The 13379-nt window shown below is 63.7% G+C and carries 14 protein-coding genes; 5 read left to right on the top strand and 9 right to left on the bottom strand.

Annotated features, from left to right (window positions below):
- The first annotated feature begins 3 nt into the window (after window positions 1-3).
- Window positions 4-1971: a heavy metal translocating P-type ATPase gene (locus tag Rhe02_RS07645; RefSeq protein WP_203907382.1), complete on the top strand. Its 1968-nt coding sequence runs from the start codon at window positions 4-6 to the stop codon at window positions 1969-1971.
- Between the two features lie 20 nt (window positions 1972-1991).
- Window positions 1992-2714, top strand: a complete 723-nt coding sequence (locus Rhe02_RS07640) for a DUF169 domain-containing protein (protein WP_203907381.1) — start codon at window positions 1992-1994, stop codon at window positions 2712-2714.
- Between the two features lie 314 nt (window positions 2715-3028).
- Here the strand turns inward: Rhe02_RS07640 and Rhe02_RS07635 are convergent, their stop codons facing one another.
- Together Rhe02_RS07635 and Rhe02_RS07630 are read right to left on the bottom strand one after the other, a co-directional pair.
- Window positions 3029-3403: an ArsR/SmtB family transcription factor gene (locus Rhe02_RS07635; RefSeq protein ID WP_203907380.1), complete on the bottom strand. Its 375-nt coding sequence runs from the start codon at window positions 3401-3403 to the stop codon at window positions 3029-3031.
- A 1020-nt stretch (window positions 3404-4423) separates the two neighbouring features.
- A complete protein-coding gene (locus tag Rhe02_RS07630; RefSeq protein WP_203907379.1) occupies window positions 4424-4681 on the bottom strand; it encodes a hypothetical protein in 258 nt (85 codons plus the stop codon).
- 201 nt (window positions 4682-4882) lie between these two features.
- Here Rhe02_RS07630 and Rhe02_RS07625 point away from each other — a divergent pair, with 201 nt between their 5' ends.
- Both Rhe02_RS07625 and Rhe02_RS07620 read left to right on the top strand, forming a co-directional pair.
- A complete protein-coding gene (locus tag Rhe02_RS07625) occupies window positions 4883-5536 on the top strand; it encodes a hypothetical protein (protein ID WP_203907378.1) in 654 nt (217 codons plus the stop codon).
- A gap of 77 nt (window positions 5537-5613) precedes the next feature.
- Window positions 5614-6096, top strand: a complete 483-nt coding sequence (locus tag Rhe02_RS07620; RefSeq protein ID WP_203907377.1) for a hypothetical protein — start codon at window positions 5614-5616, stop codon at window positions 6094-6096.
- A gap of 258 nt (window positions 6097-6354) precedes the next feature.
- Here the strand turns inward: Rhe02_RS07620 and Rhe02_RS07615 are convergent, their stop codons facing one another.
- The 6 genes from Rhe02_RS07615 to Rhe02_RS07590 form a co-directional block, all read right to left on the bottom strand.
- Window positions 6355-6717 carry an ArsR/SmtB family transcription factor gene (locus Rhe02_RS07615; protein ID WP_239123509.1) on the bottom strand — a complete coding sequence of 121 codons (363 nt, stop codon included), beginning with the start codon at window positions 6715-6717 and terminating at the stop codon, window positions 6355-6357.
- 386 nt (window positions 6718-7103) lie between these two features.
- On the bottom strand, window positions 7104-8024 hold the full coding sequence (locus Rhe02_RS07610) for a hypothetical protein (RefSeq protein WP_203907375.1): 921 nt from the start codon (window positions 8022-8024) through the stop codon (window positions 7104-7106).
- A complete protein-coding gene (locus tag Rhe02_RS07605; RefSeq protein ID WP_203907374.1) occupies window positions 8021-8935 on the bottom strand; it encodes a hypothetical protein in 915 nt (304 codons plus the stop codon). Before Rhe02_RS07605 ends, Rhe02_RS07610 begins: the two co-directional genes overlap by 4 nt.
- A gap of 217 nt (window positions 8936-9152) precedes the next feature.
- Window positions 9153-10133, bottom strand: a complete 981-nt coding sequence (locus Rhe02_RS07600) for a glycosyltransferase family 2 protein (protein WP_203907373.1) — start codon at window positions 10131-10133, stop codon at window positions 9153-9155.
- Between the two features lie 122 nt (window positions 10134-10255).
- A complete protein-coding gene (locus Rhe02_RS07595; protein ID WP_203907372.1) occupies window positions 10256-11125 on the bottom strand; it encodes an alkylmercury lyase family protein in 870 nt (289 codons plus the stop codon).
- A 21-nt stretch (window positions 11126-11146) separates the two neighbouring features.
- Window positions 11147-11875, bottom strand: a complete 729-nt coding sequence (locus Rhe02_RS07590; protein WP_239123507.1) for an ankyrin repeat domain-containing protein — start codon at window positions 11873-11875, stop codon at window positions 11147-11149.
- A 195-nt stretch (window positions 11876-12070) separates the two neighbouring features.
- On the opposite strand from Rhe02_RS07590, the gene Rhe02_RS07585 reads away from it, so the two are divergent.
- Window positions 12071-12805, top strand: a complete 735-nt coding sequence (locus tag Rhe02_RS07585; RefSeq protein WP_203907370.1) for a DUF169 domain-containing protein — start codon at window positions 12071-12073, stop codon at window positions 12803-12805.
- 70 nt (window positions 12806-12875) lie between these two features.
- On the opposite strand, the gene Rhe02_RS07580 is transcribed toward Rhe02_RS07585, so the two are convergent.
- Window positions 12876-13343, bottom strand: a complete 468-nt coding sequence (locus Rhe02_RS07580; RefSeq protein ID WP_239123505.1) for a YdeI/OmpD-associated family protein — start codon at window positions 13341-13343, stop codon at window positions 12876-12878.
- Window positions 13344-13379: the final 36 nt, after the last annotated feature.

Below are 13379 nucleotides of genomic sequence, written 5' to 3'. Positions count from 1 at the left end.
GCCATGTCCGCCACCGCTACACCTGTCGCGACAGAACCCTCGACCGCAGGACTCTTCGGCGAGGCTGATCTGAGCCAGGAACGCTTGCTCAAGCGCAACCTCCGCTTCCTGGTCGCCTCAGCCGCATGCATGATCTCTGGCGCGATCATCAACCTCTTCATCGACCGTCCACCCTGGACAGATGTCGCGGTCGTCATCGGGGTAGTCGGGCTGACGCTGGGTTACCCGATGTTCTGGATCGCGCTCAAGACTCTGGTCAGCACGGAAGTCAAGCTACGCAACAAGCTGAACACCGAAGTGTTCATCACGATCGCGCTCGTCGCCGTCGTCTATGAGGGCGAATATTGGTACGCATCGTGGGTGGTGTTCATCCTTTGGGTCGGCGAGACTCTGATGGCCTGGACTGGCCGGCACGCGCGATCCGCCGTGGAGGCGCTTCTCAAATTGGTACCCCGCCAGGCCCGCGTGGCCATCCCCGGCGACAAGACGCAACTTGTTCCGGTCGAACATGTCCAGATCGGACAGACGGTCATCGTGCATCCTGGTGAGCGCATGCCCGTCGACGGCGTGATCCTCACCGGCGCCACCACCATCGACGAGTCGATGCTCACCGGCGAAGCTGTGCCTGCCGAGCGCGGCATAGGCGAGGAAGTGTTTGCCGGAACCTACAACCTGCAAGGCGCCATCCAGATCCGCACGGCCAAAACCGCCGACCAGAACACTGTGGCACGCATAGTCGCGCTCATGCGTAAGGCACAACGCGAGCACATCCCGGCCAAGCGCACGGTGGATCTGTTCCTGCTGTGGTTCCTGCCGCTGGTCCTGCTCGTGGCCGCGGTCGCTGGACTGCTGACCGGCTCCCTGGAGCGGGTGGCGACCATCCTGCTCGTCATCACGCCTTGCGCGTTCGCGGCTTCCACCCCACTGGCCATCATCGCCACGGTCGGCAACGCCGCCCGGCGCGGCATCGTGGTCAAGGGGGCGGCCAGTCTCGAGGCCGCCAGTCGCGCGAGCATCGTGCTGCTCGACAAAACCGGGACCCTGACCTCATCTACCCCGGCACTCAATGCCATCGACGGGTTCGGCTATACCGACGCGGAGGTCTTGCAGCTGGCGGCAATCGCCGAAAAGCAGTCCAGCCATCCGCTAGCGCGTGCGGTGGTCACAACCGCTGAGGCGCAGGGCATGGTGGTGCCTGACCCGGACGCGTTCGAACTGGCCGCGGGGCACGGTGTCAAAGCCACGTTCCAGCAGCACTCTCTCGTCGTCGGCAACGAACGTTATCTGGATCAGATCGGTGTCACCATCACCGGCATTGTGCGTGAGATTGCGCTGCGGCGTGAAGCCGAGGGCCGCACCATCGCCTATCTGATCAGGGACGGTGTCATCATCGGCCTGCTCGGCTTCCTCGCCGAGCCGCGCCGCGAGGCGAGCGAGGTCATCGCCGGGCTGAAACGCCTTGGGGTGAAACAGATCGTCATGATCACCGGCGACCGCGACGACCCAGCCCGCGCCGTTGCACAGCAACTGGGCATCGCCTACCGCGCACAGGCCACACCTCAGGCCAAGCTCGATCAGGTGCAGATGCGGCAACGCGAAGGTCACACCGTCGCCATGGTCGGCGACGGCATCAACGATGCCACCGCGCTTGCCGCCGCTGATGTCGGCATAGCCATGGTGACGGCGGGCGCCGAAGTGAGCGCGCTGGCAGCCGACGTGGTGGTGCACGGCGACAACCTCAACCGAGTCCTTGCTGCGATGAAGCTCGCGCGTAGGGGTATCTCCACCATCCGGCTCAACATTCTGTTTGCGACCGCCTACAACATCGGCGGCCTGATCCTGGCGCTGTTCGGGCTCATCTCGCCCGGGACCGCAGTACTCTTCCACGCTGCCAGCTTCATCTCAGTCGTGCTCAACTCGGCAACGGTGCTTCGATACAACCCTAAGGTCCCCGGCAGCGAGCCGGTGTGATCGTCTCCCTAGAAGGTCAGATGAGACACCACGTCATCGCCCAACGCCTGATCTCTGCACTAGATCTGGGGTCCGCCCCGATCGCGCTGACCTTTGTCGACAGCGCACCAGACGGTCTCCCTGCAGCAGCCCAACCGCGCCCATCCGCATGCAGCTTCTGGCGCGACGCCGAACACGGAACCTTCTTCGCCTCCGCCGTCGCGCACCTGAACTGCGCACTAGGGGCGATGGTGATGGGCTTCGACCTTCCGGCGGAGACCTATCGCACGCTGGGCGACATCGTCACCATGATGTGTGAGTGCTCCTATTTGGACCCGATCGAGGCTGACAAAGTGCCGTCCATGGCCGGTCCAAGCAACGGCATCGTTTATGGTCCGCTCGCGCAGCATCCCCTCCCGCCCGATCTGGTGCTGATGTGGCTGTCACCTAAGCAGGCCATGCTGTTCAACGAGGCTGCAGGTACGGCAAGTTGGGCAGCCGGCTCAACGGCGGTCACCGGACGGCCCGCGTGTGCTGCCCTGCCGCTGGCATCGGCGGATGCGGTGCCCACGATGTCTTTTGGCTGCACAGGAATGCGCACCTTCACCGAGGTCGCCGACGACCATATGCTCTCAGTGGTGCCAGGGCAGCGGCTGGAGCGCTTCACCGCAGCGGTGGAAGGCACGCAGAAGGCCAACCACGCGATGACCCGCTACTACCAGCAACAAAAGGAGCAGCTTGCGGCCGTTGACGTCGAGCGCTGATTGGGACGACGCTGTCTGGCACGCTGGCGGGCCGCTTGTTCGCCTCGGAGGCGCTTGGACGAACCCATCCAGGGCAACCGCGAACCTGACGTCGACAGTCGTTAGGACGCCGCGTTGGAGGCGGTAGTTATAGCAAAGAACGCTTGCACAACCCTCTTGTCCTGCCAATGTGTCCGCAGGAGCCTGCATCGTCGTCGGGTCGCCACCGCACCCGACTCGAGGATGTTGGGCAGGCCCACACGCCCGAGCCCGATCCGGAAGCCGCCGACCGACCCGTCTGACGTCGAATGCCGCTTCCCGACCGGGCTTAGATGCTAGGCGGGTTCCTTATGATTGGTCGCTGAGATGCGCTGGCATGCCGCCAAAGCATCGCAGTTGTCTTGGGCGAACGCTTGGGCAAGGGTCACAAGCTCCGCCACCCGGGCGTCGGTGACTCGGTAGAACGCATGTCGCCCGGTGCGGCGCACCTGGATATAGCCGCAGTCGGCGAGGCATGCCAGATGGGTGGAGATGCGGCCTTGGGACAACCCTATATATTCAACGCACTCCGTGACGGAGTGCTCTTCGTACAGCAGAAACTCCAGCAGCCGCAGCCGGGTTGGGTCGCCCAGGGCGCGGAAGAACTTCGCCATCGTGTCCACGCCGTCCGGTGTTGCTGGTAACAGCGGCGCGACGTGCGAAACCGGCATTTGCCGCCACCTCCCTCATCGCAGTTGGCCAAGGCAGTCCTGCCTATGATGATATCCGCATCTCCGGATGTGACGCACCGGGTGCCGGGCATCGGGCCCGGCCACGGCGACTATTTACCGTCCATCCATAGATCCCAAACTTGGTGGCGCGGAGAAGGCGAGACCCCGCCCAGTCCGCGGATATGACCCGAGCTGCGCAACCACTGCGAATGTCAGGTAGTCGTGCACGCCATCAACGCGCCAATGCAGGGCTGATCATCGTGCTTCTTCCTCCCAGCAGCGTGGTCGACGGCGTTGCTCGCTGCCTTGGTGCCAGCACTGAGGCGACCAGAGCGAGCACCACAAATCCCTGCCGCGATGTCGACTACATTGCCTTGGCTGACTATAGTCCATCCGAGGATAAGGCTCGCCACATATTCGATCCACGCGGCTAGCCGATAAGAGTCTGGCATGGCGCCGGAGAGCCCCTAGTGCCCGGTACACGACAGGTAGACGCGGTCACCGTGATCGCCAGGCAGCGCAGGGCGCCGGCAAACACAGTCGTCGGGTAAGGGCAGTGAGTGGGCCTCTGGCAATGTCGAGGCGATTGATAACCGGATCAACGCTGGCCGCCCGCCAAGGTGCATACCACGCCGGTTCGCCCCGCCGCGAAGTGAAAGGCGGGAAGCGAGGCAAATCCGCAAGAGGCTGACGGCTCAACATTCCCGTGACAAGCGCCATGGCAAGCATGCGGCGATCACCTCGGCATCGGGGCGCGAACTGAAGGCAGGCGGGTGCTGCAACTGGTGGCGAGGAAGTAGACGACCGTTGCCCTGCCTGGGTGGATGCGAAAAGCCTACCGTCCATTGTGGCCACAGAGCGATTTGGGCAATCCGCACCAACCGTGACACGGGTGCGATGGCGCCGTCGCGAGCGTCCGTTTGGTACCCGACGAAAACGACACCGGCGACAAGGGCAGCGGCCAAAAGAGTGCCAGCGGCGCACGGAACAACGGCTTGCCCTTACGCCTCATCAGCGCTGCTAACGGGAGCCGCAGGAGGCCTCCGCGGTGCGTGTTCTCCCATTGAGCCGACGGCGAACAAGCACCAGCACAAGCCAGGTGGCCGCAGCAGTCACGACGCCGGCGCCCACGGCAAGCCCGCCGATCGCGCCAGCGCCGATGCCGCCAACGATCCCCGCGAACACCAGTATGTGCACGGTGCAGCACGCCACCATCGCTCCCACACCGCCAACAGCAGCCGCTGTGGGAGCTGAATGCTCGCTCTTGGCTTGGCCCATGATTACCTCCGACGTATTTGGTTATCCAGATATTAAACGAGGCGAATCGTATCCGGAAAGCCGGATGTAAGGATGCCGGGTGCACGTCGCCCGACCGGATGACCTTGTGACGGCGGCGCGACCGGCCCGCCACGTTGACATTGCGTCGGGGCAACGGACCTGCGCCGAAAATTTGAGGTCATTACTGGAAGAGGTGAAGAGATGATGCCTGACGCAGTTTTCGACCCCACATATGTCAGTCCGATCGCCCCCGTGGCACAACGCCCAGGATGGAGGCCCACCGAGCTCGCCCAGCACATCCGCAGCTTCTATCGCCACCGGATCGCTTGGGCAGCGTTGGCCATATCGTCGCTCGTGCTCATTTATGGCGGCGGGGCCGTGATGTTTTGGTACCACTCCATCCTTCTGGGCGAAGGAGGCCCGGCTATCAGCCCAGCCTTGCACTGGTTTATCGACTCCTCGGTCGGGCTGGTCGCTCTGACACCAGTGCTGGCCTTGATAATGCCCGTGGCGGCACGCTTTTGCCTGTTGCCGTCCGGAGAGCCGGGTGCCGGTCGGTTCGCGTTGGCGGGCGGGCTCCTGTTCGCGTTGGCAACCACGCCTGGGCCGGTGATGCACGACACCTTCGTCGGTCGCGGCACGTGGCTAGCGGATCAGGTCACCAAGCTATTCGGAGACGGACGGGCGCTGCCGCCAACCCAGTCTATTGAGGTGCCTGTATCGATGGCGTTGCAGCTTGGGTTCGGGATCCCGGTCTACATCGTGCTGATGTGGCTGAGCCTCGTCATCGTGCGGACCTCGGTGGGTAGATGGCGCCACCACGTGTCAGACACGTGGTCGGAGCTGCCTCGATGACGCGACCGCGACGCTGCCACCACGCGTCTGCGACGCCGCCGCACATACGGTGGCGGGGCGGTTGAGGTTGATGAGGTGTGGAGGCTGACATCATGCGCGCATCCATAGGCGTATGCCGGGATGCCTCGGTCGCCTGGCAGATGGCGGCGTTCAGTGTCCACCCGTCGTTGGTCACTTTCGCCATAGGCTCGTTCGATGAATGTGGCATGAGCGGCCCGTTCGCCGTGTTGATGTACTCCCTGCGGGTCGATGAGTACGTGCACGACAATGGACGTCAAGTGATCACGGCCTCTGGTCGGATGCGCTCGCTCACCATGGTGGGCGATGGCATCCTGCGGGAGGACGTCGAGCACGACTTCCTCGCAGTCGCCGCCGATCGATGCGGAGACGTCGCTCCTCGCATGGACATCCACTTCGTGACACCATTCTGGACGCCCGGGCTTGTGCAACCCGTGGCGACGCCCTCGATCGTGCGCCCAGGTTGGACCCGGTTCGGCGGAGAGTTGGTGATCGCAGCACTGAACGAGACATCGATGCGGCTAGGCGTGATCGATGCCTGAGCTTGGCGAGACCCTGGTTGTCAACGCCGATCGAATCGCGGATAGGGATCAAAATGCCACTGGTGCCCGGTTCACGACGGCACGTGGCATGTGTTTGGCGGCTGTGGTGACCTCGCCAGCCCGCCGGCAAAAGTCAGTCGGACGCTGTATGGCGTGACCACCCGGCGATCTTCAGCTTGTGGCGTTTGCCAGAATTGGCTGTGGACAGCGGCCGAGCGCTTACGACCGGGTCCGGATATCGGCGGTATGAGGGCCGGGTCAGCTGCCCCCGGGGATGCGGTGGCAGGCGTCGAGCGCGTCGCAGTTGTCTTGGGCAAAAGCGCGCCCGAGGGTGACAAGCTCAGCCACTCGTGCGTCTATGACTCGGTAGAACGCATGCCGGCCTGAGCGGCGTACCTGAACAAAGCCGCAGTCTGCGAGACAGGCCAGATGGGCGGAAATCCGGCCCTGGGAGAGTCCGATGTAGTCGACACACTCGTTGACCGAGTGTTCCTCGCTCAGAACAAACTCGAGTAACCTCAGCCTGGATGGGTCACCGAGCGCGCGGAAGAATTTGGCCATGGTGTCGACCCCATCCGCTGTCGCCGGCAACAGCGGGGCAGTCTGCGGTGAGGGTGTCATCGCAGCCTCCTTCGTGCTTGGCTCTGCCATGTGTAGCACGATCGATAGTAACTGGACGACCCAGATTCGATCATTCGGGTGCAGAATGGCAACAGATGACTGAATCGCACTAGATCCAAAGCCCGCCCGTGCACGGTGCCTGGGCACCGCATGGCCAGACTCTGGCGGTGAAACAGCCCGACGCTCGCGGTCCGCGCCCGTCGATTGCCGGAATGACCTGTTAGCGGCCCGGCTACCACAGTAGCGAGGTCTTCTATCGCAGGATCATCCAACGCGGCCGTATAAGCGAGCCCTAAGGTCTGTGCCAGACCGGCTAAGGCGTGAGCCCAGCCTGCGCCACACGATGGGCAACTCGCGGCCAGCGCCGTGCGCTGTGGATAACCCCTTCAGCCGTTCACGTAGACGAATCCACCGGAGTAGGCGCGTGGTCCCAGTTTGACGCGATAGACCCCGGCTTTCGGGAAGCACAGACGGCTGGCACCTGCGGCTGCTACCTCGCCGTGTGAGGTGGAGAAGCTCGTTCCGGAACGATTTTCAATCGTCGCGCACTCGCCTGCGTTGATGCGCAACCACTCTGGCTCGAACCTGTCGCGTGTCACGGTCGCGATGGGACCCTGCCCAGCCGGCGCGGTCCACGGGCGCAGCCAGCCGAGCAGAATGATCGCCGACACGCTCAGCACGATTGCGACGGTGAAGCGGCCAAGCCGGGATCGAACGGCGTCGAAGTTTTGCACGATCTTTCCTAAGGGGTACCCATAAGCGAGGTGCGCGCCATAGGCGATCGCTATTGGCACGACTTGACCCGCGATGCCGTATCGCACCCCGAACGGGCTGAACAAGGCCACGCTCTCCAGGACCATCGCCCACAATATCGCCCAGGCCCAGTGCCGGCGGGCGGCCAGCATCGCATAGGCGATCCCAAATGTGATGCCATTGGAGAAGTGGTACGTCCAGCCCAGAGTCGAGGTGAGAGCTGAGGAGGCCGAGGCGTCGGCGATCAGCAGGCCGTAGGAATCGATGGGGGCCAAAACCCGTTGTCCCGCAATGACAAAAGGCACTCGGACGATGTCGTACCCAAAGGTGCCCACCAGACCGGCCAGCGCTCCCACCCGGATGCGGTCGCGCCACTCGTCGCCCAATATGGACACCGACCCCAGCACTACCAGCAGCGCCATGGATGGGACCGAGGCGAACCAGAACACCAGGTGCATCGGCGCGAGGCCAAAGATGTCGGCCAGGAGCGCCGCGATGGAACCGCCTGCAAGGATGAACAACCCCAATGGGCGCGCCAGCGTGGGCAGCCTCATCCCTGAGCGCCCATAGCGAGGCTCGCGGCAACACTCCCCAATCCGATTCCGATCGCCGCGCCGAGCCCTGCGAATCCGCCGCCCATCGCTCCGCTGGCGATCAAGGCGTCAGCGCCCTCGGAGCTGCACCAGGCGTACAGGCCGCCGATCCCCAAGTCCGAACACGGCACGCCATCGGGGGTGTTGCATTCCTTCCAGCCGCCGTCATCGGCCCAGGCGCGCCCCGCCGACAGTTCCGACAGCGCGAGGATCAGTCCAATCAGGATGCCAGCCGTCGCGCCGGGTGAAGGGCTGGTGCCGCGGCCCAGCAGGACCGAAGCCACAGCCGCGACAACGCCGAGGATCAGGCCTACGAGCAGGCTGGCGAACAGCCAATCCAGGAGCAGCCCGGCAGCCTCGCCGAGCATGACCAAAAACGGTCCAGCCACCAGCACCGCGACCATGCCGCCCGACGGTGCTTCGTTGCCCGTCAGGGCCTTCCAGATCTTGATGAAAGCGAAGTTGATGATGGTACCGAGCGGAGTGGCGGCAAGTATCAACAGGACCAGGCCCAATGCCAAGGACACCGCCGACGGGACGAATATGGAGATGATGAGGCTTATCGACAGACCCAAGAGCAACATCGCAAACGCGCCGCGGGTATTGTGCGACATAGTCTGGCCAAACCTTCGCGGCAGCACGGCAAGATCGCCGAACATGCTGCGCCAGCCTCGCTGCCAACCATAGGCAATCAGTCCACTTACCAGGCTGAACGACAGCAGCCAGAACAGGTTGTTCAACGGCCGACCGTCTGCGGTCGCGATCGTTTCCACGCCCGGCCCGGGATTGGAACCGTCAAGATCGACTGCCAGCACATAGGTGTTCCACACCCAGCCAACAACGAACGCCAATAGACTGAGCAGGATGGTCATCCCTAGATGAGCACGGACCCAGCGTCCCCAGCGCTTCCCAATGTCACCGGTCCACGCCAGTGCGGAACCGACAGATATAGCTTCGTCCATGGCCGCACGATAGACCCGGTTCGGGCATCTGGCTGCTGGGTTCACCCAAAAGCGCGACGGAGCCAGCTCCTTGATCCGTGCCATGCACCGCGGGCCTAAGTCCTTAGATCAGGGGTGCGTCGCGGATCTACCCGAGCTCCACCTTGGATGGCCGTAGGAGTACCGCCACCGCACGCCTGCCCCAGGGCCGCCCAATTGCGGCCGCCACTGACTGCCCCAGGAACACCACGCTCCAGTACACGGCGTATGCAAGCAATGAATGGCGCTTTCGATACATTCTCACCTTGCTGAGGGTGAGGATGCTCCATAGGCGCGGCGAGGTCTCCGAGTTGCCGATATCTCCACACGATCCCCCACCCAAGTGGATCACCTGAGCGTCCGGTGCGAGCATCGTCCTGAATCCACGGTCCCTCGCCCGCAGGGCGTACTCGGTTTCCTCTGAGTACAGGAAGAAGGATTCGTCCCAGGGACCGGTGGCGGCCAGGCATTCCGCCGAGATGAGCAAGCACGCGCCGGTCGCCCAGTCTGCGGTGGTGTTCTGCGCGTACGCGGTCTCGTCGTACACGGTTTCGCCGAGGACCCGATGATATTGGCCGGCGCAGGTACCGAACACCGCTTCGCCAAGCGCGCGGGTGACGGTAGGCTCGCGCCGCAGCGAAGGCGATAGGTTGCCGCCGCCGTCGTACATCCGCGGCGCCACGATGCCGACCCGTTCGATGTCGCCCTCGCGGCCAAAAACATCGTACATAGCCAGGCCACTGCCAGGAACAAGCCGGATGTCTGGGTTGAGCACCATGACAGCGTCGAACTCATCCGCGGCGGATATGCCCGCGTTAAGCGCAGCCGACCATCCGGTGTTGTGTCCCATCTCGACCAGCCGAGCCGCCGGCACGAGTTCGCGCGTTATCGCCACGGTGTCGTCAGTCGAGGCGTTGTCCGCGACGACAAGCTGCCAGTCCGTGCCGCTTAGCCCTTCTGGCAATGACACGAGCAGATCCTTGAGAACGCTGGAACTCTGATAGGTAACTACGACGACAGCCAGGCGCGGCTTCGTGTGCTTCGTCGGCGCTCCCGCGCCACCCGAGGGACTCGCAGTGCTCTCCGCCACGGCATGAGTATCGCACGCGCAGCCGTCTACACCGCCAGATGTACATATTTCATGATCCAGCCTGGGTCGCGGCCAGCCTGCGCCGAAGACGCCTGCAAGTCGTAGGGACGCACGATGCGGGCCTAGGTGCGCAGGAGATTTCCGAAGATGTCATCGCCGAGCCGCAAAGCCTGCCGCTGACTGAGAATTTGCCCACGCACGTCCCGGTTCGCACGCTGCCAAGCATCGGCGCTGTCGGCGCTGGCGAAAAAGTTCATCACCCCGCAACAGCGATCTGCTGCGGCCACCGCACATGCTTTGTCGGGTTGGTCGCCGCCTTCCGATTCCGTTACGGCAGAAGCGGTTTGGTAGGCCCCGACAAACACGACCGTCTCCGACGGCTCCCAAACTGGCTGCCCGCCTCTAATGTCTATCTTGATGGGTGTACCTGTTTGCGGGTCTCGGGAGCTGATCGCGATGTCTTCGTTGAGCATCGTGGCCATGCCAAGAGCGTCAATCGCACACATCGCGTAGACCGTGGGGCCTTGCCGTATGGCGACCACGTGAGCGGTCGGCACAGCAGAGAAGGGGTATGCAGCACGGATCTTGCAGCGATCGTCGAGCCTGATCACGTCGTGATCGTGTAGCTCAGCCAGCAATGTGTTCAGATCATGCTGGCCGGCCGCGGCCGCGAGGCCGTCACGGTCGGGGCGACAGCCCCTGCTGGCAAAAGACCGCAGGATAGCCCTGTGCACCGCGCGTCCTGCCACTGATATCCGGACGAGGCGCTGGCTTGTCACCCCAACGGCGAGTTGTGCCGGGTAGGCGTCATCGGCCGAGGCGCGGGAAAGTTCCTGTCCAATCGCGTGGGCCGTCGGCGGATCAAGTCGGCTTGACGCGCCGTTGTCTGGGACTGCTCCGGTCATGATATTGATTCCATTGACGGGAACCAAGGCCGAAGCGCAGTCGCCGACCCGCTCGACCGCGTCGATGTCGAGATCAAACCCATCCATCGCTCCCCCAACAAAGGCTCGCTATTTACGCGTCTTGACGCCTTGGCAGTCCTGGGTCACCAGCCATTGCGCCAATTCGTCGAAGCCGTTGCGTCGCGCGGCATCCAATGGCGTGTGGCCGTCCCACTCCGCGATCCAGTTGCGATCGGCGTCCAAACCCAGAAGGTGTTCAGCGGTCTGCCTTTGCCCTCCGTGACAGGCACCCCAGAAGGCTCTGGTTATGTCGGCTTCGCCGGCCGCCGCAAGCTGCTGGTTAACGATGCCGTCGAGGCCGAGAGCGGCCGCGTTGAACAGGCTCACGTTGGCTCCCCGCTCGACTAGACGGCGAGCGGCGTTCCATTGGGCGAACGCGACAGCATCGTCCAGAGCGGTACCCCCGCCGATTACAGCGCCCGCAGCCTCGATGTCCGCACCGCCATCGAGGAGCACGTCGAGAACAGCGACGTCGTCGCTGGAGGCGGCCCAATGCAGAGGAGTCTCGGTGTGAGGCCCGGTGAATCGGGCGTTGACGTCCGCGCCGGCTTCGATCAGCAGTACCACGGTGGCGGCGCCGTTGGGGAAATTCCCCGGCCAATCGGTGGCCACATGCAGCAGGGTGCGCGACATCCCGCCTTCGTCGGTGCTGCCCAGCGATGCGACGGCCAGCTCAGGGTGTTCAGTCAGCAATGTCCGCAGGGCCTCAAGATCGCCCTTTTGGATGGCGTCGGTGGCGCTGACCGCGCGCGGGTCACCGGGGTCGATCACGGTCATGGGCATGCTCCTGTCGCGCGTGTTGGCTAGCCTAATTGATCCGTTCGTAGATGGGAACAAATATCCATCTGGACAATTGGATCGCCGATCTGGGCTCTTGACACGACTTCGCACATTGACATCAAATATCGATCCCCCTAACGTATTCGGCTATCCAGTCGGCTATCCAAATGGATCTGTGGATCAGGGGTTGTCATGGCCGAATTTGCACAGCAAGCAAACGAAATCACCACAACACTCGGCCTCGGCAGGCCGCCGGTGGCATTGGCGTTTGTACAGGAAGCACCCAGTCTCGTGCCGCAGGTGTCCCGCGTGTCGCCGTCAAGCTGCGGATTCTGGCCGCTCGCGGAGAGCTCGGTCTTCTACGCCTCGGCCGAGCAGCACCACCAGTGCCAGATCGGCGCGATGGTGATGGGATTCGAGCTTCCCGATCCCGTGATGGAACAAATCGGCGGGCTGGTCAACGCCATGTGCGGCTGCAGCTATCTCTCCCCCGACGAAGGCGACAAGATCCCGGGTGTACCAGGCAGCAAGTCCGGCATCGTCTACGGGCCGCTCGCGGAGTTTCCGCAACAGCCCGACGCGGTGCTGATGTGGCTCACGCCCGCCCAGGCGATGATCTACCACGAGGCCGCCGGCTCAGCAAGCTGGGCGTCAGAGCCCGTACGCACCACGGGCCGGCCGGCGTGTGCGGCCATCCCCTCGGCGATGAACGACGGCCGGGCGGTGCTGTCGTTGGGCTGCAAGGGCATGCGCACGTTCACCGAGGTTCCCGATGACAGCATGCTTGCCGTCATTCCGGGCGGTGGCATCGACGGGTTCGTCGAGTCACTTCGCGTGACGGTCGCCGCGAACAACGAGATGGCGCAGTATTACAACCAGCGCAAGGCAGAGGTCGCCGCGCTCGACGCTGCGGCCGCACAAGCTTAGGCAAACGATCTAGGCATCGGCGAGCTGGCACGACGCCAGCTCGCCTTGTGGTGCCGCGGTTCATGTTTCATCACTTGGGCCGCTCCTTGTGCCCGGTCTTGAGTAGACGGATCAACTCATCGATGCGCTCGACGCGAACGTCGGGTCGGCGTTTGGTGCCGTCGATCCAGCGCAGATATGCCTTTCGGTAGAACTGCGCCAGCGAGTCGAAGAAGGCTCCCGCCTCGGGGTTGGCGTCGAGCGCGGCCGCGACGTCCTCGTCGAGGTCATCACGCTGTGGGCCTTCGGGCTCGATAACGAGCACCACCTTGTCCCCGGAAGGAAACCTGAAGCCTCCCAGCGCAGAGGGCCCCAGCACGAACCCCCACCTGCCATCGTGGTCTTCCAGCACCGCCCGGAAGCTCAGACCGTTGATCGTTCCTCTGACGTGGTGCCTGGCCTTTGCCGTCCACACCCGGTCCGGATCGAAAGGTACTGGGACGAACATATTTCCCCGCGGACCGGTCTCCGCGACCGTGGACACCTTCTGTATGTTCACCGGCCGATCGTCGCACACCCGCAGCAGGCAGCACCC

It is taken from the genome of Rhizocola hellebori (assembly GCF_016862955.1).
In the GTDB taxonomy this organism is placed as follows: domain Bacteria; phylum Actinomycetota; class Actinomycetes; order Mycobacteriales; family Micromonosporaceae; genus Rhizocola; species Rhizocola hellebori.
The sequence above is the reverse complement of the archived record's forward strand: the minus strand, read 5'-3'. Positions and strand labels throughout refer to the sequence as shown.